The sequence below is a fragment of the Algibacter amylolyticus genome (assembly GCF_014202225.1).
GTDB lineage: Bacteria > Bacteroidota > Bacteroidia > Flavobacteriales > Flavobacteriaceae > Algibacter_B > Algibacter_B amylolyticus.
The window spans coordinates 241,832-266,468 of the sequence record NZ_JACHGE010000003.1 but is presented as its reverse complement, the minus strand read 5'-3'; the positions used below and the strand labels follow the sequence as shown (position 1 = coordinate 266,468).

General features: G+C 30.1%; 21 protein-coding genes. 9 read left to right on the top strand and 12 right to left on the bottom strand.

All coding sequences use genetic code 11. The annotated features are described in order from the left end of the window. Positions 1-14: 14 nt before the first annotated feature. The 6 genes from HNQ90_RS08840 to HNQ90_RS08815 form a co-directional block, all read right to left on the bottom strand. Positions 15-956: a UDP-3-O-(3-hydroxymyristoyl)glucosamine N-acyltransferase gene (locus HNQ90_RS08840; RefSeq protein WP_144115886.1), complete on the bottom strand. Its 942-nt coding sequence runs from the start codon at positions 954-956 to the stop codon at positions 15-17. Between the two features lie 84 nt (positions 957-1,040). Beyond that, positions 1,041-1,607, bottom strand: a complete 567-nt coding sequence (gene efp, locus HNQ90_RS08835; RefSeq protein ID WP_144115887.1) for an elongation factor P — start codon at positions 1,605-1,607, stop codon at positions 1,041-1,043. A 46-nt stretch (positions 1,608-1,653) separates the two neighbouring features. Beyond that, positions 1,654-2,439 (bottom strand): acyl-ACP--UDP-N-acetylglucosamine O-acyltransferase, encoded by a 786-nt coding sequence (gene lpxA / locus HNQ90_RS08830; RefSeq protein WP_092850833.1) that lies wholly within the window; start codon positions 2,437-2,439, stop codon positions 1,654-1,656. Between the two features lie 2 nt (positions 2,440-2,441). Then, positions 2,442-3,848, bottom strand: coding sequence for a bifunctional UDP-3-O-[3-hydroxymyristoyl] N-acetylglucosamine deacetylase/3-hydroxyacyl-ACP dehydratase (locus HNQ90_RS08825; protein ID WP_144115888.1), 1,407 nt, complete (start codon positions 3,846-3,848; stop codon positions 2,442-2,444). Further along, positions 3,835-4,860 (bottom strand): UDP-3-O-(3-hydroxymyristoyl)glucosamine N-acyltransferase, encoded by a 1,026-nt coding sequence (gene lpxD, locus HNQ90_RS08820; protein WP_144115889.1) that lies wholly within the window; start codon positions 4,858-4,860, stop codon positions 3,835-3,837. The genes HNQ90_RS08825 and lpxD overlap by 14 nt, the downstream gene beginning before the upstream one ends. Before the next feature lie 57 nt (positions 4,861-4,917). After that, entirely contained in the window at positions 4,918-6,138 is a 1,221-nt protein-coding gene (locus HNQ90_RS08815) for an HD domain-containing protein (protein WP_144115890.1), read from the bottom strand. A 100-nt stretch (positions 6,139-6,238) separates the two neighbouring features. Here HNQ90_RS08815 and porX point away from each other — a divergent pair, with 100 nt between their 5' ends. The 4 genes from porX (at position 6,239) to HNQ90_RS08795 (ending at position 9,109) form a co-directional block, all read left to right on the top strand. Then, a complete protein-coding gene (gene porX / locus HNQ90_RS08810) occupies positions 6,239-7,786 on the top strand; it encodes a T9SS response regulator signal transducer PorX (protein ID WP_144115891.1) in 1,548 nt (515 codons plus the stop codon). A 94-nt stretch (positions 7,787-7,880) separates the two neighbouring features. After that, positions 7,881-8,318 (top strand): tRNA (adenosine(37)-N6)-threonylcarbamoyltransferase complex ATPase subunit type 1 TsaE, encoded by a 438-nt coding sequence (tsaE, locus tag HNQ90_RS08805; protein ID WP_144115892.1) that lies wholly within the window; start codon positions 7,881-7,883, stop codon positions 8,316-8,318. Between the two features lie 163 nt (positions 8,319-8,481). Beyond that, a complete protein-coding gene (locus HNQ90_RS08800) occupies positions 8,482-8,625 on the top strand; it encodes a hypothetical protein (protein WP_172625838.1) in 144 nt (47 codons plus the stop codon). After that, a complete protein-coding gene (locus HNQ90_RS08795) occupies positions 8,567-9,109 on the top strand; it encodes a hypothetical protein (protein ID WP_144115893.1) in 543 nt (180 codons plus the stop codon). The genes HNQ90_RS08800 and HNQ90_RS08795 overlap by 59 nt, the downstream gene beginning before the upstream one ends. Position 9,110: 1 nt before the next feature. On the opposite strand, the gene HNQ90_RS08790 is transcribed toward HNQ90_RS08795, so the two are convergent. Beyond that, positions 9,111-11,534 carry a TonB-dependent receptor domain-containing protein gene (locus tag HNQ90_RS08790; protein ID WP_144115894.1) on the bottom strand — a complete coding sequence of 808 codons (2,424 nt, stop codon included), beginning with the start codon at positions 11,532-11,534 and terminating at the stop codon, positions 9,111-9,113. Positions 11,535-11,710: 176 nt separating this feature from the next. Between HNQ90_RS08790 and HNQ90_RS08785 the strand changes: the two genes are divergently transcribed. The 4 genes from HNQ90_RS08785 to HNQ90_RS08770 all read left to right on the top strand — a co-directional run bounded on the left by HNQ90_RS08785 (position 11,711) and on the right by HNQ90_RS08770 (position 15,071). Beyond that, positions 11,711-12,913, top strand: coding sequence for an alanine dehydrogenase (locus HNQ90_RS08785; protein WP_144115895.1), 1,203 nt, complete (start codon positions 11,711-11,713; stop codon positions 12,911-12,913). Between the two features lie 31 nt (positions 12,914-12,944). Then, positions 12,945-13,319: a hypothetical protein gene (locus HNQ90_RS08780; RefSeq protein WP_144115896.1), complete on the top strand. Its 375-nt coding sequence runs from the start codon at positions 12,945-12,947 to the stop codon at positions 13,317-13,319. Position 13,320: 1 nt separating this feature from the next. Further along, positions 13,321-13,914, top strand: a complete 594-nt coding sequence (locus HNQ90_RS08775) for a sugar transferase (RefSeq protein WP_144115897.1) — start codon at positions 13,321-13,323, stop codon at positions 13,912-13,914. Positions 13,915-14,003: 89 nt separating this feature from the next. Continuing rightward, positions 14,004-15,071: an SDR family NAD(P)-dependent oxidoreductase gene (locus HNQ90_RS08770; RefSeq protein ID WP_144115898.1), complete on the top strand. Its 1,068-nt coding sequence runs from the start codon at positions 14,004-14,006 to the stop codon at positions 15,069-15,071. Here HNQ90_RS08770 and HNQ90_RS08765 read toward each other — a convergent pair. Beyond that, a complete protein-coding gene (locus HNQ90_RS08765) occupies positions 15,064-16,239 on the bottom strand; it encodes a proline dehydrogenase family protein (protein WP_144115899.1) in 1,176 nt (391 codons plus the stop codon). The genes HNQ90_RS08770 and HNQ90_RS08765 overlap by 8 nt on opposite strands. A gap of 93 nt (positions 16,240-16,332) precedes the next feature. Between HNQ90_RS08765 and aroB the strand changes: the two genes are divergently transcribed. Then, on the top strand, positions 16,333-17,400 hold the full coding sequence (aroB, locus tag HNQ90_RS08760; RefSeq protein WP_144115900.1) for a 3-dehydroquinate synthase: 1,068 nt from the start codon (positions 16,333-16,335) through the stop codon (positions 17,398-17,400). A gap of 75 nt (positions 17,401-17,475) precedes the next feature. Here the strand turns inward: aroB and HNQ90_RS08755 are convergent, their stop codons facing one another. Genes HNQ90_RS08755 through HNQ90_RS08740 form a run of 4 tightly spaced genes read right to left on the bottom strand, consistent with a single transcriptional unit; the run spans position 17,476 to position 23,773 of the window. Next, positions 17,476-19,857: a GumC family protein gene (locus HNQ90_RS08755; RefSeq protein WP_144115901.1), complete on the bottom strand. Its 2,382-nt coding sequence runs from the start codon at positions 19,855-19,857 to the stop codon at positions 17,476-17,478. Between the two features lie 9 nt (positions 19,858-19,866). Then, positions 19,867-20,655, bottom strand: a complete 789-nt coding sequence (locus HNQ90_RS08750; protein ID WP_241678340.1) for a polysaccharide biosynthesis/export family protein — start codon at positions 20,653-20,655, stop codon at positions 19,867-19,869. 38 nt (positions 20,656-20,693) lie between these two features. After that, positions 20,694-22,646 carry a nucleoside-diphosphate sugar epimerase/dehydratase gene (locus HNQ90_RS08745; protein ID WP_144115902.1) on the bottom strand — a complete coding sequence of 651 codons (1,953 nt, stop codon included), beginning with the start codon at positions 22,644-22,646 and terminating at the stop codon, positions 20,694-20,696. Next, positions 22,643-23,773, bottom strand: a complete 1,131-nt coding sequence (locus HNQ90_RS08740; protein ID WP_144115903.1) for a DegT/DnrJ/EryC1/StrS family aminotransferase — start codon at positions 23,771-23,773, stop codon at positions 22,643-22,645. Before HNQ90_RS08740 ends, HNQ90_RS08745 begins: the two co-directional genes overlap by 4 nt. Positions 23,774-24,637 lie beyond the last annotated feature (864 nt).

Sequence of the window (24,637 nt, the reverse complement as noted above, 5' to 3'; positions counted from 1 at the left end):
AATCACTTTTTATATTAAATCTCTTTATTTTTTATTCGTTTTAAAAGATTAGGAATTTGTTTAACAGATGCCATTTCTTTTAATTTTGCACGAACTTCTTGCGCTGGTGTACCCCAATAGGTTTTTCCGCCTTCTATAGACTTTGTGACTCCAGATTGCCCTTGAACCACTGCTTTTTTACCAATAGTTATACCGCTTGTAGTACCTACCTGCCCCCAAAGTGTTACTTCGTCCTCAATAACAACGCAGCCAGCAATACCAACTTGAGACGCTATTAAACATTTTTTACCAATAACGGTATCGTGACCAACTTGAATTAGGTTGTCTAGTTTAGTTCCTTCGCCAATAATGGTATCGCCGGTTACACCTCTATCGATTGTGCAACCTGCACCTATATCTACATGATCTTTTATAACCACGCGTCCGCCAGATTTTAATCTATCGAAACCCTCTGGTCTATTTTTGTAATAGAATGCATTTGCTCCTAAAACGGAGTTAGCATGAATGGTAACATTATTTCCAATTACAGCATCATCATAAATACTAACGTTGGAATGTATAGTGCAATTATCGCCTATTGTTACATTATTTCCAATAAAACAATTGGGTTGAACTACTGTGTTTTTTCCAATTTTTACTGAAGCTGAAATTGCCGTATTTGAAGCTTGAAATGGTTTAAAGTGATTTGTAAGTGTATTGAAATCTCTAAAAGGATCATCGCTTACAAGTAATGCCTTCCCTTCTGGACAGTCTACCTCTTTATTAATTAACACAATTGTAGCCGCCGACTCTAAAGCTTTGCCGTAGTACTTAGGATGGTCGACAAACACAATATCTCCAGGCTCTACAACATGAATTTCGTTCATGCCTAAAACTTGAAAATCTGCATTTCCTACAAAATTACAGTCTATAAGATCTGCAATTTGTTTTAAAGTGTGTGGTTTTGGGAATTTCATATTCAGTGGTCAGTACTCAGTTAGCAATATACAGTGTTTAAGTAAGACCTGCTTACTGAACACTGCAAACTGTGGACTGATTATTTATTCTTTAACACGTTCTTTATACGTTCCTTTTGCTGTTTCTATTTTAACCTTATCACCTTCATTAATAAATAAAGGCACATTTACAGTTGCTCCAGTTTCTACGGTTGCTGGTTTAGTAGCATTTGTAGCTGTATTTCCTTTTACACCTGGCTCTGTAGCTGTTACTTCTAGAATTACACTTGCAGGTAAATCTACAGATAAAGGAGCATTATCTTCAGTATTTATTAAAACAGTAACTACTTCTCCCTCTTTCATTAATCCAGGATTATCTAAAGCTGCTTCTAATAAACGGATTTGCGTATAATCCGCCTCATTCATAAAATGATAAAATTCACCATCATTATATAAATATTGAAATTTATGTGTTTCTACACGTACATCTTCTAATTTGTGTCCTGCCGAAAATGTATTATCTAAAACTTTTCCGCTAGTAACACTTTTCATTTTTGTTCTTACAAACGCTGGACCTTTACCAGGCTTAACGTGTAAAAATTCAATTATTTTATAGATATCGTTGTTGTAACGTATACATAATCCGTTTCTAATATCACTTGTAGTTGCCATAATGCTTTTATTGTAAAATTGTTATTTAATAAGCTGTTTTAAAATCCTAGTTAGATTTGAAATATCCTTTCATGATACCTCGATGCGAATTTTTAATAAATTGAAGAATTTCGTCGCGCTCTGGAGTTGCTTCCATTTCCGCTTCAATAATTTCTGCAGCTTGAGTATTATTATAATTTTTTTGATATAAAATTCTAAATATATCTTGAATTTCTCTGATTTTCTCTGTGGTATAACCGCGGCGTCTTAAACCTACTGAGTTAATACCAACATAAGATAAAGGCTCTCTTGCCGCTTTTACAAATGGTGGAACATCTTTTCTAACTAAAGAACCTCCAGTTACAAAAGCGTGGTTTCCAACAGATACAAATTGGTGAACAGCCGTCATACCTGCTAAAACTACAAAATCACCAATAGTAATGTGTCCTGCCAAAGTACTATTATTTGAAAAGATACAGTTTTTACCAACAATACAATCGTGAGCAATATGGCAATACGCCATTATTAAACAGTTATCGCCTACTACAGTTTTCATTCTGTCAGTTGTACCTCTATTTATGGTAACACACTCTCTAATGGTAACATTGTTTCCTATTTCAACAGTGGTATCTTCATCATTATATTTTAAATCTTGAGGCACAGCAGAAATTACTGAACCGGGGAAAATATTACAGTTTTTACCAATTCTAGCACCTTCCATAATAGTCACATTACTGCCTATCCAAGTGCCTTCGCCAATTATTACATTGTTGTGAATGGTTGTAAATGGCTCGATAACTACATTCTTCGCAATTTTTGCTCCTGGATGTACGTAAGCTAAGGGTTGGTTCATATTTATTTTACTTTAGATATTTGAGCCATTAATTCAGCTTCTGCACATAATTTTCCGTTAGCATAAGCATAACCTTGCATATGGCAAATACCACGACGAATTGGAGTTATTAACGAACAATTAAAAATAAGCGTATCTCCTGGACTTACTTTTTGTTTAAACTTAACATTATCCATTTTCATGAAGAAGGTTAAATAGTTTTCTGGATCTGGTACGGTATTTAAAACTAAAACACCTCCTGTTTGCGCCATAGCTTCTACTATTAAAACCCCTGGCATAACTGGTTGTCCTGGAAAATGACCTTTAAAGAACTCTTCGTTCATGGTTACATTTTTTGTAGCAACCACATGGTTATCTGTTAGTTCAAATACCTTATCAATTAACAAAAATGGTTGTCTGTGTGGTAACATATCCATAATTTGTACTACATCCATTAATGGTGCAGAGTTTAAATCTATATTAGGAACATTGTTACGACGCTCATTTTTAATGATTTTAGAAAGCTTTTTTGCAAACTGAGTATTAACAAAATGACCAGGCTTATTAGCTATAACTTTACCTCTAATTCTAGTTTTAACTAAAGCTAAATCTCCTAAAACATCTAACAACTTATGTCTCGCTGCTTCATTAGGGTGATGTAGCGTTAAGTTATCTAATATACCATTAGGTTTAACTGCGATAGAATCTTTTTTGAAAGCTACTTTAAGCCTTTCCATAGTTTCTTCAGATAATGCTTTGTCAACATAAACAATAGCATTATTTAAATCACCACCTTTTATTAATCCATGCTCTAAAAGCATTTCAATTTCATGCAAAAAACTAAATGTTCTAGAATCTGAAATATCCTTTTTAAAGTCTGATATGGTATTTAAAGTTGCATTTTGAGTCCCTAAAACTTTAGTACCAAAATCAACCATAGTTGTAATTTGGTATTCGTTTGATGGCATTACTAGAATTTCACTTCCAGTTTCTTCATCCACATAAGAAACAATATTAGTTACAACAAACTCTTCTCTAAAAGCATCAAGTTCTTCAATACCAGCTTTTTCAATAGCTTCAACAAAAAATTTAGATGATCCATCCATAATTGGAGGTTCAGAAGCATTCAATTCAATTAAAACATTATCAATATCTAAACCAACTAAGGCGGCTAAAACGTGTTCTGATGTTTGTATGGTTACGCCATTTTTCTCTAAACACGTGCCACGTTGTGTGTTTGTAACGTAGTTAGCATCGGCCTCAATAACCGGCATACCTTCTAAATCAACTCTTTTAAAAGAAAACCCTGTATTGGCTTCTGCTGGTTTAAAAGTTAAGGTTACATCCTTACCTGTATGCAGCCCTACTCCAGTTAAAGAAATTTCTTCTTTAATAGTTTTTTGTTTGATTGTAGTGTTAACTATTCCCATTTATCTTCTCTAAATCGTTTATATTCTTAACAATATTTGGCAAGTTCTTAAAGTGAACATAAGCCTTATTATAATCGCTTAATTTTATAGCCGGAGAACCTTGAAGCACTTCATCGTCCTTAACGTTTCTACCAATACCTGATTGAGCTTGTATTTTTACGTTATTACCAATAGAAATATGTCCTGCAATACCTACTTGGCCCCCAATTTGACAGTTTTCACCAATTTTAGTAGAGCCAGCTATACCGGTTTGAGCCGCTATAACTGTATTACGACCAATTTCAACGTTATGTGCTATTTGAATTTGATTATCTAGTTTTACACCTGCTCTAATGATGGTAGAACCTAATGTTGCACGATCAATTGTAGTTGCTGCACCAACATCTACAAAGTCTTCAATAATTACATTTCCTATTTGTGGTATTTTTTTATAACTACCATCTTCACTTGGTGCAAAACCAAATCCGTCTGCTCCTATTATAACTCCAGAATTAATAATGCAATTTTTACCTATAATCGTTTCTGAATAAATTTTTGCTCCAGAAAAAACAATTGTATTGTCATCAATAACCGTATTATCTCCTATATAAGCATTTGGAAACACCTTTACATTATCTCCTAGTGTTACATTAGAACCTATATAACTGAATGCTCCTATGTATACATTATCGCCGCATTTAGCGGAATCGGAAATTAATGATGGTTGCTCTATTCCTACTTTATTTAATTTAACAGAATTATAGTATTCAAGAATTTTTGAAAATGCCAAATACGCATCATCAACCTTAATTAATGTTGTTTTTAAATTATGCTCTGGCTTAAAGGTTTTATTTACTATGGTTACCGATGCATTAGTAGAATAAATATGTGAGGTGTATTTTGGGTTAGCTAAAAAGGTTAGTGCTCCTTCAAAGCCCTCTTCAATTTTAGCAAGTTTAGAGACTTCAATATCTGGATTACCAACTACATCACCTTCTAATATTCCTGCTATTTGTTGTGCTGTAAATTTCACACTTTGTAGTTTGTTGTTGTTTTTTGTTTGATTGAACGCAAAAATAGGAAAAATGTGTTAAAGTTTAACCTTAGGGTAACATATATAATATTTTGTTACCGGTTTTGACAGTGCTTTTAAGTTCAATTGATCTGAAGCTTTTACAATATCTTGGATTTTTCCAGATTTATGTAATATGTTAATACGCTTAGTATTTAATTGATAGGCCTGATTTGAAATGCTACCTTGAAACACAAAGTACTTAGCTTCTTCTTTAGAAATATTAAACTTTTTCATGATAAGATCCATGTGCTTTTTCAAGCTATTTGCCTTAATTTCTTTATTTTTTAATTTTACTTTAAGTAAATTTCTGTTAATAATCATTTCACATAAATGGCTAAGCACAAAATCGTCATGATATTGCCATTCTTTCATAGCCGATATAATATCATAATCATCTAAACGAGAAAAAACCTGAAGTGTTTCATCATTAAAATTATCTCGGGTTATTTTGTTTTCTAAAAAATACAGCAAAGCATCACTAGCTTTTAATTTATGTCCTAGTTCATGTAACTCTTTAGCCCGTTTTAAAACCCTAATAAGTAATTGTTCGGCCGCTAAACTTGTTTTATGTAAGTATACTTGCCAATACATTAAACGTCTAGCAATTATAAATTTCTCAACGCTATAAATACCTTTTTCTTGAACCACTAATTCGTCATTAACAACATTAAGCATAGTAATTAAACGCTCACTATTAATGTTCCCTTCTGCAACTCCAGTATAAAAACTATCTCGCTTTAAATAATCGGCTCTATCCATGTCTAATTGACCAGAAATAAGCTGGCACATAAACCTTCTTGGGTATTCGCCTCTAAAAATTTCAATAGCAAGCGTTAAACTTCCGTTAAATTCCTCATTTAAACGCTCCATAAAAAGCAAGGAAATCTCCTCATGAGACACGTTATTTACTATACTATGTTCCATGGCATGCGAGAAAGGACCGTGACCAATATCATGTAATAATATTGCAATATACAAGCCTGTTTCTTCATCTTCAGAAATGGTAACACCTTTAAAACGCAGCACGTTAACTGCTTGCTGCATTAAATGAACGCAACCAATGGCATGATGGAATCTAGTATGATGCGCACCCGGATAAACCAAATAAGACATACCCATTTGTGTAATTCTGCGTAAGCGCTGAAAGTATTTGTGTTGAATTAAATCGAAAATTAACGAATTTGGAATAGTAATAAATCCGTAAATTGGGTCGTTTAATATTTTAAGTTTATTCAAACTTTAAATTTTTACATTAAATAAATACAAATATAATGATAAGGGCTTATAATGGCGCTTTCAATTAAAACGTTTTAACAATAAAAATAAATACAGTAATATGATAAAGATACTTTGGGTTGATGATGAAATTGATTTACTTAAGCCGCATATTTTATTTCTTGAAAAGAAAAACTACCACGTTACAACCTGTAACAGCGGTACTGAGGCAATTGACGTATTGGATGACCATAATTTCGATATTGTATTTTTAGACGAAAACATGCCGGGACTAACGGGGTTGGAAACCTTGCATGAAATAAAAGAGAAAAAAGACAATCTTCCTGTGGTAATGATTACTAAAAGTGAGGAAGAATATATTATGGAAGAAGCTATTGGAAATAAGATAGCCGATTACCTAATAAAACCTGTAAATCCTAATCAAATTCTTTTAAGTCTTAAAAAGAACTTGGATCATTCCCGTTTGGTTTCAGAAAAAACAACTTCCAACTATCAGCAAGAGTTTAGAAAAATTGCCATGGATCTATCGATGGTTAATAGTTATGAAGAATGGGTAAACCTTTATCAAAAGCTTATATATTGGGAAATTCAATTAGAAGATATCGAAGATATTGGAATGTTTGAAATTTTAGAATCTCAAAAAAATGAAGCAAACAACCAATTCGGAAAGTTTATCGATAAAAATTATGCCGATTGGTTTGAGCCACATACAGAAGCTCCAATAATGTCTCATACCCTATTTAAAGAAAAAATAGTACCAGAAATAAGTAAAGAGCAACCAACACTATTAGTTGTTATTGATAATTTAAGATATGACCAATGGAAGGTTTTCGAACCAATAATTAATAATTATTACAAAAAAGATAAGGAAGAAGCATTTTTTAGCATATTACCTACAGCTACACAGTACGCACGTAACGCCATTTTTTCTGGGTTAATGCCTAGTGATATGGAAAAGCTATTTCCGCAATATTGGAAAAATGATACGGATGAAGGTGGAAAAAACATGCATGAAGCCGATTTTTTAGAAGCTCAATTAAAACGATTAGGCTTATCTCATTTAAGTTATGAATACCATAAAATAACAAATTTAAAAAATGGTAAAAAACTAGCTGAAAATTTTAAGTCTTTAAAAGATAACGACTTATCTGTTGTTGTGTACAATTTTGTAGATATGCTTTCGCACTCCAAAACAGAAATGGAAGTTGTTAAAGAATTAGCATCAAATGATAAAGCTTATAGATCTTTAACTTTAAGTTGGTTTAAAAATTCACCACTTCTAGATATGATACAGCAAGCACAGCAACTAGGTTTTAAATTAATTTTAACCACAGACCATGGTACTATTAACGTAAAGAATCCATCAAAAGTTATTGGAGATAGAGATACAAGTTTGAATTTACGTTATAAGACGGGACGTAGTTTAACTTATGATCAAAAAGATGTTTTAGCCACAAAAGATCCTAAGGAATTTCACTTGCCTTCCATTAATATGAGCAGCTCTTATATTTTTGCTAAAAATGATTTGTTTTTCGCTTACCCAAATAACTATAACCATTATGTTAGTTATTACAGAAACACATATCAACATGGTGGAGTTTCCTTGGAAGAAATGATTATTCCATTTGCGGTGTTCAATCCTAAATAAATCCATAAAAAGCATATTTTATCGACGAACAGCGTTTTGTTTTAGGTTTTTTAAATTAAAAAGGTTATTATTGCATATATAAATTTGTAGAAAGTTGGAAATTTGTTACGGAATTGATGATGTTGAGCAAGTTGCAAAACAAATCATTGAAAATTCAAAGTCAAAAACGTTACTGTTTTATGGAGATATGGGTGTTGGCAAAACCACACTTATTAAAACTATAGTAAAGATTTTAGGATGTAAGGACGAGGTTAGTAGTCCAACTTTTTCTATAGTTAATGAGTATGATTTAAATGATGGGAAGATTTATCATTTTGATTTGTACAGAATTAACGATATTGAAGAAACATATAATTTTGGAATTGAAGATTATTTAGATTCCGATTTTTGGAAGCTAATAGAGTGGCCAGAGATAATTGAACCCTTGTTAATAGATAAGGTTTCCAAAATTGAAATTAAATTAGAAAGTAATAACCAACGATATTTAAGTTTAAAAAACACAAATCAATCAACCAATCAACCCAGTTTATGACAATAATGCAACATTCCTTCAAAAAAAATCAATGATTTACGGTAAACCCGTAATAAATAAATGAAATATTTATGGTTTTAACATAAATTTAACATTTATACATGTGACTCTTTTTAGTGTTTATATAAATTTGAGGTATTAATTCATTAAAATCCCTTACATTATGAAAACTAAAAAGTATTTAATTGCAGTAGCAATTTTCGGAGGCGTGTTATTCTTGGCACAAGCAGCAAACCAGTTTAACTTAGATGCAGAACAAACATCAAAAATCGAAAAAAACAGAATTAAAGTACCATCAGCCGGATAAAAAAAGTTTAGTTATAGGTAGTATTGTTGCTACTTTAATAGCTATAACACCGTATTTATTTTATTTATATGAAAGTGTTCCAGATATAAAAACCTGGAACACTTTTTTTGGTCAATATGATAGTAGATATAATGAAAGTGTTTTTGTTCTTGCTTGGACATTAGCAGGGAAATTAATTCCTCTTTACTTATTGTTTATTTGGTTCTTTACCTGCAGACATTGGTGGTATCATGTGCTAATCATTCCAATTGCAATGTATAGCTATCAAATATTTAATGCCATTAAGCAAGATATTTCCAATCTAGATTCCAATCAACTCATATATTTAATACCATTGATGGCCATAATTGTACCTTCAATATATCTAATTCGTGCTAGAATATTTAATAAAATTAATGATGCCGATAAATCGTTAGAAGATTTTGAAGCAGAGTTCAAAATTACTCCAAAAAGTTTATGGGGAAGAATAAAAGAATACTTTTAATCTATTCATTTTTTAGTCTATCACGTTCTTGCAGCTCTATGGTTTTTTTATTGGAATTTAAATTAAAGTTTCCAAACTTATAATTAAACCCGAAGGTAATTAGCCTGTTTTCCATTCTCGAATTAAACAAAACATCTTGGTTTAAATACTTGGTTGTTTGGGTGAAATTTAGTCCATTAAAGGCATCTGTAATACCTAAACTTACTGAAGCTCTATTATTCCACAATGTTTTTTTGAAATTAATATCTAAACTCGATCTTCCACTTAATTCAGATGGACCATCGGCATAAGCCGACATATAAAATAAGGACACATCGGCATTTAAGCTTTTATCCTTTAAAAACGAAAAATAATTTATTATTTGCGCATAAACGCTCCACTGATTATTATTAAATAAGGCGTTATCACTTTCAATGGCATAAAACTGATTTTCATAATGAAATACAGACGATAATACGTATAAATCCCAATTATTAACTATTGGTGTATATGTAGTAAAATCTAAGCCATAGGAAATACTTCTATCTATATTTGTATTCACGTATTTTAATAAATTATTGGTATTATCTTGAAATACAATTTCGAGAGCAGGATTGTTTTCATACCTGTAATAAGCCTCAAAAGTATATTTTTGATTTATCGTGTATCCTAGAGTAAAAGTGTCATCCACTTGAGGCATTAAATTAGGATTTCCTGTGATATAGGAATTATCATTTAAAAAATATTTATAAGGATTTAATTGATTATATCTAGGTCTATATATGCGTTTGTTGTAATTAAAATACACTTCATTTTTATCATCTACAGTATGCATTACATGTAAAGAGGGAAAAAATTTTGTGTAATTATTATCATTTATAGAATTACTAGATAATGATGTTCCTTTAATATTAGTAAACTCCGTTCTAAACCCTAATTTTAAACTCCACGACTCCCATTCTTTGGAATAACTGCTGTATAAAGCAAAATTAGTTTCATCGTATAAAAAAGTATCCGAGTTTTCTAAATCTTCCACTTTTTCGCCTTCTTCAATATCATTTTGAGACAATTCACTTTTAGAATTTATACTAGAAATTTTAGCGCCAGCTTCAAAAAAGGCAGAATTATCTAAAGGCAACTCATAATCTAACTGGCTTGTATATAATTTAATTTCTTGGCTTGAAAATGTTTGAAACCTATTGTTACGTAAAAACGAATCGTCTGGTAAAAAATAATTAGTATCAACATCTTGAAAACTTGAAAAATCATAATTAGTATGATGCGCATTGACAAACAGCTTTTCTCCTTCTTTTTTAAATTTATGTATATAATCTAGCGTGAATGCCAAATTTAAGGTTTCATCTACCTTTAAATTATCTGTTATAAATGTAGAATCTAAAACCTTATTAGTGTTGAAAACCTGCGTTATTGAATTAACCTTATTTTGTGTTTGTCTTCTAGGAGATATTAGCACATTTGATGAAAACCCTATGCTATTATTTTCGTCAAACTCATAATCAATATTTGTATTAATATTTTGGTTTGAGGATTTACGAACTCTTTCAAAATCTGTTTCCCAACTAGTAGTATTTAAATTGTCTTTAAAAAAGTTAACAGATTCCTCATTATTTCGAAACTCCTTTTTTGGGCTAATACTATAATTTAAGTATAAATTTAATTTTTTAGTTTTAAAAAAATGACTAGTTCCAAATGTGTATTTAGGAAATTCTGATCCTTGTTTATAATTACCAAATATGCTTCCGTTATACCCAGCAATAATATTTTTACTAGTAATAATATTTAAAACAGCACTTCCCTCCGCTTCATATTTGGCAGGTGGGTTTGTAATAACTTCAATAGATTTAATATTACTTGCCGAAGTTCCTTCTAAAAGTTGTTGTACTTCATTTGACGATAAATTTACCCGCCTATCATTTATATATATTGTAGGAGCAGATTGTTTAACCGTAATGGTCTCGTTCATTACCAAAACACCTGGAGTATGTTTTAAAACATCTAAAACATTATTATTAGAAAGCGTTGAGTTTTCCACATTAAAAACGAGTCTATCGACCATCCTCTTAATAGTGGGCCTTTTTGCTATAACAGTAACACCATTTAAAGCTTCTATGCTTTCTTTAAGGATAATTGTTCCTATATTCGAATCACTTTCAATTTTTAATGTTTTAGAGAATTTTTCAAAACCTAAAAAACTCACGGTTAAAATATATTCACCGCTAACTAAATTATCAAACTCAAAAAAGCCATCATCGTTAGTAGTTAACCCTTTTACATCTTCAGGTTGTTCGTTATTGAAAATAATAACGTTAGCATAAGCAATGGGCGTATTAACAGAATCCAAAACAACTCCACCAACACTAAATTGCTGAGAAAAACATAATGAAGTAAGGGTTAAAAAAAAGAAACAAATTAGTTTTTTAAACATTGTGCTAATTTATAAAAATTAGATTACACAGATAAACACCTTAGATTAAAAAAGTAAGATTTTTTAATAAAATTTCACTATTTATAAAAATGATATAAATAAATAATTAGTTTAATAGAAATCTTTCTGATTAGAAAATTTATTTGTAATTTGAAATTTAATAATTTAATCTAATCATGTCGAAACAACCTCTTTCGCCTTTTACCAAACAACAGCTTTTACCACAAGAAGAAACCCTTGAGATTTATAAGAAAAAAGGAGAGCTTTTTATAGGGGTTCCTAAAGAAACAGCTTATCAAGAAAAACGTATTTGTTTAACTCCTGATGCTGTATATGCACTGGTAAGTAATGGTCACAGGGTATTAATTGAATCTGGCGCTGGTGAAGGTGCAAGTTTTAGTGATAAAGATTATAGTGAAGCCGGAGCGGAAATAACCAAAGATACAGCAAAAGTTTTTTCGTGCCCTATGATTTTAAAAGTAGAACCTCCAACTCTCGAGCAAATAAAACTTATTAATCCACAAACTATTTTAATTTCTGCGTTACAGTTAAAAACACAAAACAAAAAGTATTTTGAAGCTTTGGCCTCAAAAAGAATAACAGCTTTAGCATTTGAGTTTATTAGAGATACAGATGGTAGTTATCCAGCAGTAAGATCGCTAAGTGAAATTGCAGGTACAGCCTCTGTTTTAATTGCTTCTGAATTACTTTCCGACACTAAAAACGGCAATGGATTAATGTTTGGAAATATTAGTGGTGTTCCGCCTATTGAAATCGTTATTTTAGGAGCAGGAACTGTTGGCGAGTTTGCTGCAAGAAGTGCTTTAGGGCTTGGTGCTGGCGTTAAAATATTTGATAACTCGATTACCAAATTAAGACGCATTCAATCGCAACTTGGACGGCCTTTATTCACTTCAACCATACAACCTAAAAATTTACTTAAAGCGCTAAAGCGATGTGATGTTGTTATTGGTGCTGTAAGAGGTACAAATAGAGCACCTATAGTTGTAACAGAGGACTTAGTTCGATCTATGAAAAAAGGAGCCATAATAATTGATGTAAGTATAGATATGGGTGGATGTTTTGAGACAAGCGATGTAACATCACACAGGCAACCCACATATATTAAGCATAATGTGGTGCATTATTGCGTACCAAATATTCCTGCAAGATACCCAAGAACCGCCACCGTATCTATTAGTAATATCTTCACACCTTATTTGCTTAAAATCGCAGAAGATGGCGGTATAGAAAATTCTTTAAGATTTGACAAAGGTTTAAAAAATGGATTGTACTTTTACCACGGTATTTTAACAAGTAAATCTGTTGGTGAATGGTTCGATTTAAAGTATAGCGATGTCAATCTACTTATATTTTAAAAACAACATTTTCCGACACTAAAATTTTTAAATGAGTCTTATTCAACGTATTGGTTATTATCTTGGAGGTTTTTCTATAGGATTAGTTATTTTAGCATTCTTTTTAAATGGAAAAAAAACGTCTTGTAGTTATGGTCCAGATTCTAGAGTTTTAAAAAATATTAATTCTAAAAACCTTATTTATAGTCAAAATATTTCCGAAGCATTAAAATCTGCAGAAATAGATTCCTTTGGAATCACTTATATTTTAAAAAAAGGAGATATTAATTTTTCCGAAAGTACTCCTAGACAAGAACCTTGTGGAGTATATACTATTGATGCCAACTATAATAAAAAAGATGTTAGTTTAGTTGTCCAAAACTGTGATAGCACCGCAACGCTTCAAAATTTAATTATCAAAAAATAATATGACTAAACGACTTTTTGACGTTGTTTTTTCCATAATAGGATTATTAGTATTAGCTCCTATTCTATTAGTTATTGCCATTCTAATAAAAATAGACTCTAAAGGTCCTGTGCTTTTTGTTCAAGGACGAGTAGGTAAAAATAATATAGATTTCAATATCTATAAATTCAGAACCATGAAAATGGAGTCTAACAAAAAGGGATTACTCACACTTGGTAATAATGATTCTAGAATAACGAAAATAGGTTATTTTTTAAGACGTTTTAAAATAGATGAATTTCCGCAACTTATAAATATTATAAAAGGAGACATGAGTTTTGTAGGACCTAGACCAGAGCTGCGATATTATGTTAACTTTTATAACGAAGATGACCTTAAGATATTTAAAGTTAGACCAGGAATAACAGGCTTAGCATCATTAAAGTATAGAAACGAAGTCGAATTACTTAAGGCTGCTAAAGACCCCGAGGAATATTTTATTAAAACAATAATTCCTGATAAATTAAGGTATAATAAAGAATATATAAAACGAAAAAATTTCATATTCGATTTAAAACTTATTGCACTAACTGTTATTAAAGTAATTACTAAATAAAGCTGAAAAGTTAGTTGCTAGTAACATAATTATTTAAATAACTAATAATAAAAAATAAGCTAATTAATGTGGTATTATAATCCTTTATAATGAATATAGAAATTAAAAATTATATTGACGAATTACTTAATGACTCAGGATTGTTTTCCTTAAGTACTTCAATAAGGAAAGAAATTCAATTTGATTTTTCTAACGATGTTATTTTAATTACAGGTGCTGCAGGGTCTATAGGTAGCGGACTTGTACATCAATTAACACATTCTAATTACAAAAAACTCATTTTAATTGATAATGCAGAATCACCACTTTATCAATTAATAAAAGAGCTAGAGTTTGAAGCCATTAGTAATGTGGATTTCAAATTAATTGACATTACAGACAAAGAAGCTATTAAGAATATTTTTGAGCAATACAAACCTTCAATTATTTTTCATACAGCAGCTTACAAACATGTACCTTTACTGGAAAGTAATGCCTTTAGAGCAATAAATATTAATGTGATAGGAACAACACAACTCGCCGATTTAGCGCATGAATTTAATGTTAAAAAGTTTATTTTTATTTCTACAGATAAAGCAGTTAATCCTATTAATGTTATGGGTTTGACAAAAAAAATAGGAGAAAACTACACTAAATTATTAAACTCTAAAAGTGATACTTTATTTATCAATACTAGGTTTGGTAATATATTAGGGTCTAACGGATCTTTGGTTCCTTTACTAAAAAAACAAATTGACTTTGGTCATCCAGTAACTATAACAGATAAAAATATTTCTAGATACTTTATAAGTAAGCACAAGGCTTGTAAACTTATTTTAAAACTTGCTAACAACAATAATTATAAAGAAACCACTTACACCTTTAATATGGGAGACCCAATTAAAATTATAGATATTGTAAATAGATTAATTATTAAATGTCAAAAAAAACCTGCTTCAATTGAACTAAAAACAACAGGATTACGTCCTGGTGAAAAATTTAATGAAGAAATAATTTCTAGTGATGAAATTCTAATTCCAACAGATGATATCGATTTAATTATTGTAAAACAAAAAATAGAAAAAGAAATTAAAGCTATTAATTTCCAGTCTTTATTAAAAATTACTCCACGAAGTACTAATCAAGAGATAAAAGCCATCTTAAAGTCTCTTATATAAATTTTCTTCTCTTTTTCTCTTTAGTTAATAACGCTAACTCTCTTCCTGTTTGTCCTGCAACCGAGGTATTCTCTTCCGCTCTTCGTATCAAATATGGCATTACATCTTTTACCGGTCCAAAAGGAACATATTTAGCAACATTATAACCTTTATTAGCTAAATTAAAACTAATATGGTCGCTCATTCCATATAACTGACCAAACCATACACGAGGATCATTATTTAATAGGCCTTTATTATTCATTAAATCCATTAACAAATACGAGCTATCTTCATTATGCGTGCCAGCAAAAATAGACATGCAATCTAGATTTTCAATTATATACCTTAAGGCATTATTAAAATTTTCATCGGTTAATGCTTTACTTCCACAAATTGGCGATTGGTAGCCCAACTCCTCTGACCTATCCTTTTCTTTTTCCATGTAAGCACCTCTAACCAATTTATATCCAAGAAAATATTTCCCTTCTTTGGCGTTTTTATGCTCCTTTTCCAGAAAAGACAACCTATCATGTCTATACATTTGCAAGGTATTATACACTATTGGTTTTTCGGTATTATATTTTTGCATCATAATGGTAACCAAATTATCTGCAGCTTTTTGCATCCAACTTTCCTCTGCATCAATAAGCACAGCAACATCATTTTCTTTAGCCTTTTTACACACTACTTCAAAACGATTAACAACACGCTGCCATTCTTCTATTTCCAATGCTTTTAAGTCTTCACCTGTTGATATTTTTTCATATAAATAAATACGTCCAAAAGCTGATGGTTTAAATACAGCAATAGGAATAGCATCAATTTCTTTGGCAAAATCAATTATTTTTAAAATTTTGTGTTGTGCCGAATCAAATTCCTTTTCACTTTCTTTACCTTCCACTGAATAATCTAAAACAGAACTAACTCCTTTGGCAAACATATTATCGATAACCGTTAAACAATCATTTTCATTAACACCTCCACAAAAATGATCGAAAACAGTCGAGCGAATTAAACCTTCAATAGGCAAATGCGCCTTAATAGCGAAATTTGTTGCAGCAGTGCCTATACGCACTAAGGGCTCTATTGATATCATTTTAAATAAAAAATAAGCACGCTCTAATTCCGAATCTGATTTTAAAGAAAAAGCAACTTCGGTATTATCAAAAATTAAATCGGTATTCATTTTAAAAAATTTACATAAATATAATTATATCTAAGTTACCATTTTATGTAAAAACTCCTTAATTTCACAGCCTTAAAAAACAACATTTATTTTATGGATTCTATAAAGGCTAATGATAGTATTGTACATTTTAATGAAACGTGCTACAATAATATAAATGAGCATATTAAGAGCAATAATTTCTCGAAAATTTTTATTTTGGTTGATGAAAACACACATGAGCATTGTTTGCCTAAGTTTTTAAACCGACTTGAAACTGATAAAATAATTGAAATAATTGAAATTGAATCTGGCGAAATAAACAAAAACATTGACACTTGTGTTGGTGTTTGGAATACACTTTCTGAACTTGATGCAGACCGTAAAAGTTTAATGATAAATATTGGTGGTGGTGTTATTACAGATTTAGGAGGTTTTGTAGCTTGTACTTTTAAACGTGGTATTTCTTATGTAAACGTACCTACCACTTTATTATCAATGGTAGATGCCTCTGTTGGAGGCAAAACAGGAGTTGATTTAGGGCACTTAAAAAACCAAATTGGAGTTATTAGTAATCCTGATTTAGTACTGATTGACACTTCATTTTTAGACACTTTACCTAAGGAACAAATGCGTTCTGGATTGGCTGAAATGCTTAAACATGGCTTAATAACAGGAGAAAATTATTGGAATAAATTTCAAGATTTATCAAAATTAAATTTAGATAATTTAGATGAACTAATACACGAATCCGTTATAATTAAACGAAATGTTGTTGAAGAAGATCCTTTTGAAAATGGCTTACGTAAAACGTTAAATTTCGGACATACCTTAGGCCACGCCATAGAATCTTATTTTTTAAGTAATGAGAATAAAACTACCTTATTACATGGTGAAGCAATAATTGTGGGTATGATTTTGGCGAGTTATATTTCAACCGAATTGTTAGGTTTCCAAAAGCAAACTACCCAAAACATAAAAGACTTATTTCTTAGTTATTATGATAAGGTAACCTTTGAAGATAATGATTATGATGCTATTATAGAATTACTTAAATACGATAAGAAAAACAATCATGGTAATATTAATTTTGTTCTTTTGGAATCGATTGGTACCTGTAAGATAGATTGTTTGGTAGACAATAATGTAATTTTAGACGCCTTTCAATTTTACGCTAGTTAAATGAAATAGTATTTTAACCAATAAAAAAAACATCTATTTTAATAGATGCTTTTTTTTATTACTTTTACTTCTGTCTTAAGATTTTTTTAATCTTCCAAAGAATCCTTTTTTCTTAGGGGCTCCATAATAACCATACTTTGCGCCATATCCAAAATTAGACTGTTTCACATCATTAACCACAAGCATCATATTGTTTAATTTATTTTCGGCATGTAATTCTTTTGCGAAGTTTAGTATTTTCTTTTCTGTGTAATCTGCTCTAGTAACATAAGCAGTATGTCCAGCATATTTACTAATTAGTAATGTATCCGTAACTAACATTGCTGGGGCAGTATCTACAATAACATAATCGTAGTTTACAGAAACCTCTTCAAATAATTGTTTAAACCTATCACTCATCAATAATTCCGCAGGATTTGGCGGTACTACACCAGACAATAAAACATCAAGATTAATGTTATTAATATTCAAATGATTTATACTTTCCTCGATAGTTATGCTACTATCTCCTAAATACTCAGTTAACCCTCTATCTTTTAAATCTTTCGCATTCTTCTTAATAGATGAAAATATTTGAGGATTTCTAATATCCGCACCAATTAATAAAACTTTTTGATTCGTATTAGCCATAGTAAGAGCTAAGTTTAAACTAAAAAATGATTTTCCTTCATTATTAATTGTTGAAGTAACAAAAATGACATTATTAAACTCTTTAACCTCTTTACTGCGTCTTACAAAATCTAAATTAGTTCTAATAATTCTGAAAGATTCAGATAGAATAGATCTATCGTTTTTCTCAACTATAAATTTATCACTACCACTCACTTTAGGAATTTCTCCTAAAACTGCAATATTTTTAATTTCCTTCTCTAAATCTTCTTTATTATGAATTTTAGTATCCATTAAACTTTTTAAGTAAATAATTCCAAAAGGAATAACTAAACCAAAAAACATGGCTGCAATATATGCTATTTTCTTATTAGGCGAAACTGGCCCACCATTACTATTGTATGCCTCATCAATAATTTTTGCACTAGGTGATGTTGCTGTTAATGATATAGCAGCTTCTTCCCTTTTTTGTAATAAATACAAATACAATTGTTCTTTAATACCTTGTTTTCTTTCTATAGAACGTAATTTACTTTCTTGACCAGGTACTGATAATATTTTGGAACTAATTCTTGATGATTGATTTTCTAAATTATTAATTCTAATTTTCAAAGAATTTGTAGAATTATTAATACTTTGATTTAAATTTTGACGAATTCCAGATAAAGTTTGATCTAATTCTACAACAATGGGGTTTTGTTTACCAGCACTTTTTAACAATGTTTTCCTTCTTTGTAGTAACTCATTATATTTATTAGAAAGGCCTCCTATAGAAGCATCTCCTAACCCTAAATTTGATGGTATAGGGTCATATTTTTCAGACGCATCACCTAATACTCCTTTCATAGAGTTTAAAAGACTTAATTCCATTTTAGATTCATCCATTGCCCGCTGGTTGGCCGCACTAGAACTCATAAATTGTGCAGCTTCAGAGTTAACATCAGTTAATTTATTTCCTGTTTTAAACCTAACAATACTATTATCTACACTTATTAAATCTTCAGCGATTAATTCTACACGTTCATTAATAAAATCTGCGGTTTTATTAGATATTTCATTTTTTTTGTCAATAGTAGATCTATTGTACTCAATGATTAATGTATTAATGATGTCCTTAGCTTTTTGAAGAACTGGATCCGTCAAACTAATATTAATTACCTTGGAAGATTGTCCTGAAGGTGAAATATTTACTCTATTTTTTAAGGACTCAGAAAGGCTTTCTAATTTTGATATTTTAACCTTAATAGTGCTTCCCAAATAGTTCTTTAAATTACCATCTCTTGGTGTAATAATCATACCACCAAAATTCGTTGGGATTGTTTCTCCAAAAGTATATTTTTTAGACTCCCCGTCTTCACTTATCTTATAAAATAACTCGGTATTTGAAACTATTTCTGTAAAAAAAATAAAACTTACGTCATTTATAATAGAATCAGATTCAATAAAATTTAGAGTTATTGGTGATTTGTTATATAATTCTAACTCTTGAATTCTACCCTTAGCATAATAAGTAACATTTAAATGTAATTTTTTTATTATGTTTCTTAAAAAACTTCTAGATTTTATAACCTGAATTTCATCATCAACCTTTGCGTCTTCACTCTCTGAAAAAAGTGCTAAATCCTTTAATGCACCAGATGATTTGTCATTATCATCAATAAGCATAATTTTAGCAATTGCTGAATATTGCGGAGTTGTATATCGCAAATTGAAAAATGTTAACGATAAAAAAACAATACAACTAAAAACAAACCATTTCCATTGTTTTAAATATGTAAAAAGCATTTTCTTTAAATTGAAATCTTCAGAATTGCTATTAGATAAATTTTCGTTTCCTATTAATGCCATGTGTAAAATCTAATTTCTTGTAATCAATAATAAAGAGGTAGTAATAAGGAATGATGTTACAGAAATGATTGTACCAATTCTAGAATCACTTACAGAACTACTTATTGCAGATTTGTTTGGTTGTACATAAATTACATCATTTTGAGTTAAATAATATACGGGAGAATTAAATAATTCTTTACTTGTTAAATCAAATCTTGAATATGTTTTAGTACCATTAAAATCTCTAATAACTAATATGTTCTTTCTTTCTCCCTTAATTGTTAGGTCTCCCGCCATAGCAATAGCTTCAAGAAGCGTAATGCGCTCACCAGAAACATCATACCTTCCAGGGGAATTAACTTGACCAAGAACCGAAATCCTGAAATTCATTATTCTAATATTTACAATAGGATCTTTAAGGTAATCAGAAAGTTTTTCTTTAAACAATTCTTTAGCCTCTTCAACGGTTAAACCTATTAATTTGATTTTACCTAAAACGGGATAGTCAATGTTACCATTAATATCAATTACATAGTCAACAATTTCCGATTGATCACCGCCCGTACTCTTGTACATATTAAAAGGCTTAACAGCTTCTAAGTCAAATGTAGAAACAAAAACGCTAACAATATCGTTGACTTTAAATTTTGGTGTAAAGGTATCTGTGTCTACTTTAGTTTCAAAATCTTTAGCATTTTGAAAATAAACGATATCTTTTTTTGAACCACAAGAGGTAATTAAAAAAATGAGGATTAAAAAAAATAGCTGTGTTCTTTTTAAAGGTAATAACGATTTGTTCATACTTATTTTAATCATTTAGGGCTTTAACCGAAATAAATATACGAGTTATTTATTTATATAGAATGTTTTTTTGATGAATTTGAATTATCTGATAATCCTTTAGCTTTTTTATATGTTTTAACACGAGTATCAAATCGCTCATACTCAGAGTTATTAGATTTATACTCTGGTATTAAACTCTTCATTTTCATTACAATATTATTGTTTTGAAAACGATTAGTAATACAAAGCTCTTCGATTTCAGATTTTACCTTAATATAATCTAACTCTCTCGTTTTACTTATCAATATTTTTTTATGGTATGTAGACAAAGTATTCTCTCCATTAGCTAAAAGTTCTTCATATAATTTTTCGCCTGGTCTTAGTCCAGTGATTTTAATATCAATATCTTCTGGGTATCTTAAACCCGAAAGTTTAATCATATTTTTTGCTAGGTCATAAATCTTAACTGATTCGCCCATGTCAAAAATAAATATTTCTCCACCTTTACCCATAGTTCCAGCTTCAAGCACTAACTGAGCTGCTTCAGGTATTGTCATGAAATAACGAGTTATATCTTTATGTGTCAATGTTAACGAACTACCAGCTTCTATTTGTTTTTTGAATAATGGAATAACTGAACCGTTAGAACCTAATACATTACCAAAACGCGTTGTTATAAATTTTGTTTTACTTTCTTTTTGAAGACAGCTAATATACATTTCTGCCATTCTTTTAGTAGCTCCCATTACACTTGTTGGGTTAACTGCCTTATCTGTAGAAACAAAAACAAATTTCTTAACATTATATCGAGAAGCTGTGTCTGCCAATAACTTCGTTCCGTTTACATTAATTTTAATAGCCTCATAAGGCGAATTCTCCATTAAAGGAACATGTTTATAAGCTGCCGCATGAAAAACCATTGTTGGTTTATGTTTTTGAAATATTGAATCAATTCTTAAACCATCTCTAATATCTGCAACAATAGCCGTATAACTATGTTTACCTTCTCGTTTTAAATCTTGTTGTACATCATAAAGTGCAGATTCAGCTTGATCTACTAAAATTAAATGTTTAACGTTAAAATTAGAAAGTTGTTTTACTAATTCACTACCAATAGAACCAGCAGCACCAGTAACAAGAACTGTTTCTCCATTAAATTCACTTAGTAAGTTAGGGTTATCAATCTCGATTGGTGGCCTTCCTAATAAATCGTCAATTTGTACTTGCTTAATTTGTTTAGCACTTAACTCACCATTAATCCATTGTTCAATTGGTGGTACTTTAGTTACTTTAACTCCAGAATCAGCTAAACTATCCATTAGCTGCATAAGTTTGTTAGTTTCCGTGTTTTGAGGTGTTATAATAATTTCATCAATATCATTATCTAAAACGTAATCTTCGTTTAAGGCTTTATACGTTAAAATAGGAACTCCATTTATAATTTTAGAGTTCTTTTTTGGTTGATTATTAATAAAAGCTACAACTGTAAAACTTACTGCCGCATTACTTAATAATGCATTATATGTTGCCATTGCAGAATCTCCAGTTCCATAAATTAAAACTCGCCTTGTAGATAGAAATTTACACTTTAAATATTTGTACCCCATTTTAAAAGCTAACCTACTAGCACTAAGTATTACAAAACTTAATAAAGCATGTATCACTATAATTGAAAGCGGAATTGTAAATCCAGGAATGATATCTGTAATTCTATTTGTAAGTACAAAGGCTATACATAATAAGGACATCAGGGCTACCGATTTAAATACGTTAACGACATCTGTAAATCCAGTATGTCTAATAACGCTTTTAAAAGATCCTACAATAAAAATACTTAGTGCAGAAACAACCATTAAAAATGGTATTTCTACTAAAAATTGATTCACATCAAAATTTAATGTAAAATTAAACCTTATTACATATGCAGCGAAAAATGCAACTAGTATTAATACTAAATCAATAGTAAATACCAACCACTTGGATGCATATTTTTGAGAAAAATTAATAAAGTAATTATTTATCATAATTTGAGGGTTTTAGTAATATTAGTTAGGATTCTTAACAAATCATCCTGCGATAAATTAGAACCACTTGGCAAACAAAGTCCTCTTTGAAAAAGATCTTCCGATGTTCCGTTAGTAAAATGCAAACTATCTTTAAATAAAGGTTGCACATGCATAGGTTTCCATAATGGTCTAGATTCTATATCGTCTTTTAAAAATTCTAATCTTATTTTTTCTCTTAATTCGTATGATGGCGTTTCAATACAAGTAATCCATCTATTTGAAAAGAAATTATCTGGTTCTTCCAAAAACGTTATCTCTTCAAATTGAGATAAATGCTTTTTATAAAACTCAAAGTTTTGCTTTCTGGCATGCACTCTATCATCAATGACCTCCATCTGCCCTCTTCCAATACCTGCTAAAACATTACTCATTCTATAGTTAAATCCAATAGACGAATGTTCATAATGCGGTGCATTGTCTCTTGATTGAGTTGAATAAAATACAGCCTTTTGTTTTAATTCTTCAGTATTGACTACCAATGCGCCTCCTCCAGAAGTTGTAATGATTTTATTCCCGTTAAATGATATAATACCTATATCAGAAAGTATGCCACATTTTTTATCAAAATAAGAACTCCCTAGAGCTTCTGCACTATCTTCTATTACGGGAATATCATATTTTTTGGCTATTGCGTTAATTTCATTCGCTTTATAAGGCATTCCATATAAATGAACCGCAATTATAGCCTTAGGTTTTTTATGTTTTTTAATTCTATCCCTTATAGCTATTTCTAACAATTCCGGACACATATTCCATGTATCGCTTTCGCTATCAATAAATACTGGAGTTGCTCCTTGATATAAAATTGGGTTCGCAGACGCCGAAAATGTAAAACTTTGACATAAAACTTCATCTCCAACAGTTACTCCAAGAAGTTGTAATGCCATATGAATCGAAGCGGTTCCAGAACTTAGTACCGCAACTTCTTTACTATTACCAAGATATTTTTTTATGTCATTTTCAAAACCATCAACATGTGGACCTAAAGGAGCAATCCAATTTGTATCAAAAGCATCTGCAACAAACTTGCGCTCTGATGTACCCATATGAGGCGATGATAAGTAAATTTTTGTTTTGGTAAGCATAATTTATTTAACTCTATTGCATGAAAAGTTTGAACTCGTAATATTACAAGTCATAAAATTAATTACTAAATAATTGTGAATAAAAAACCCTCTACTACACATATAACAAAATTAATTTGATAAAATAGTTAAACATAGTATTAAACAACCACTAAATATTTCTAATTCATATGCTTGTGACATATTTATATTGAGAGTTTAAAATATTTGAGTGTTTTTGAGTACTTATTAAATACTTTTAATACAATTAAATTAATTCGCTATTAATCAATCTAATTTCATTTTGCTGAAACAAATTTAATAATTGTTTTAAATCTAATAGACATCAATTTAGTTATTTCGCCAAAACAGTACTTAAAATCGGTTAAATACGCTTTGTTTTTTTTTCAAAGTAAAAGTTGGTACATTATCGATAATTACTTTTTGAATTTTGTAAGTAGTTATACTGATATTTTAAAATAAAACGAATAATAGATTATAATAATTTTTACCATAAAGCACATAAAACGTTAATAAGTATTAACTATTTTAAAACCATAAATTACAAATAGTTATGGTCTTGTTAAAGGATAAAATACATCATTATCACCCAACAACACTAAACATTAACTATTATAAAATTATAGTTAAACCCCACAAAAATAGCCTTAAAAGACTACAGTTATTACAAATTTAAAATCTTTAACAACCTGTTTTTTTGCCTTGAATTTTAATAATTAAATGATTTCTATTCACAGTTATAAAGTGCTTTTTTATCGACAAATTCGTACCACTAAATAACTTTAGGGTTTTTGTCGTAAAAAACCTCTACTTAATATAATAAAAGCGCTTGTTAATTTATTTTTTCACATATTTGTCCTATAC

Coding starts and splice junctions, on each gene's coding strand:
- HNQ90_RS08740 (WP_144115903.1), bottom strand. CDS start 23,773: ATGCTTACCAAAACAAAAATTTACTTATCATCGCCTCATATGGGTACA.
- aroB (WP_144115900.1), top strand. CDS start 16,333: ATGGATTCTATAAAGGCTAATGATAGTATTGTACATTTTAATGAAACG.
- HNQ90_RS08780 (WP_144115896.1), top strand. CDS start 12,945: ATGAGTCTTATTCAACGTATTGGTTATTATCTTGGAGGTTTTTCTATA.
- HNQ90_RS08750 (WP_241678340.1), bottom strand. CDS start 20,655: ATGATTAAAATAAGTATGAACAAATCGTTATTACCTTTAAAAAGAACA.
- HNQ90_RS08825 (WP_144115888.1), bottom strand. CDS start 3,848: ATGGGAATAGTTAACACTACAATCAAACAAAAAACTATTAAAGAAGAA.
- HNQ90_RS08840 (WP_144115886.1), bottom strand. CDS start 956: ATGAAATTCCCAAAACCACACACTTTAAAACAAATTGCAGATCTTATA.
- HNQ90_RS08800 (WP_172625838.1), top strand. CDS start 8,482: ATGAAAACTAAAAAGTATTTAATTGCAGTAGCAATTTTCGGAGGCGTG.
- HNQ90_RS08795 (WP_144115893.1), top strand. CDS start 8,567: ATGCAGAACAAACATCAAAAATCGAAAAAAACAGAATTAAAGTACCAT.
- HNQ90_RS08790 (WP_144115894.1), bottom strand. CDS start 11,534: ATGTTTAAAAAACTAATTTGTTTCTTTTTTTTAACCCTTACTTCATTA.
- HNQ90_RS08775 (WP_144115897.1), top strand. CDS start 13,321: ATGACTAAACGACTTTTTGACGTTGTTTTTTCCATAATAGGATTATTA.
- HNQ90_RS08765 (WP_144115899.1), bottom strand. CDS start 16,239: ATGAATACCGATTTAATTTTTGATAATACCGAAGTTGCTTTTTCTTTA.
- HNQ90_RS08785 (WP_144115895.1), top strand. CDS start 11,711: ATGTCGAAACAACCTCTTTCGCCTTTTACCAAACAACAGCTTTTACCA.
- HNQ90_RS08755 (WP_144115901.1), bottom strand. CDS start 19,857: ATGGCATTAATAGGAAACGAAAATTTATCTAATAGCAATTCTGAAGAT.
- HNQ90_RS08770 (WP_144115898.1), top strand. CDS start 14,004: ATGAATATAGAAATTAAAAATTATATTGACGAATTACTTAATGACTCA.
- porX (WP_144115891.1), top strand. CDS start 6,239: ATGATAAAGATACTTTGGGTTGATGATGAAATTGATTTACTTAAGCCG.
- lpxA (WP_092850833.1), bottom strand. CDS start 2,439: ATGAACCAACCCTTAGCTTACGTACATCCAGGAGCAAAAATTGCGAAG.
- HNQ90_RS08745 (WP_144115902.1), bottom strand. CDS start 22,646: ATGATAAATAATTACTTTATTAATTTTTCTCAAAAATATGCATCCAAG.
- efp (WP_144115887.1), bottom strand. CDS start 1,607: ATGGCAACTACAAGTGATATTAGAAACGGATTATGTATACGTTACAAC.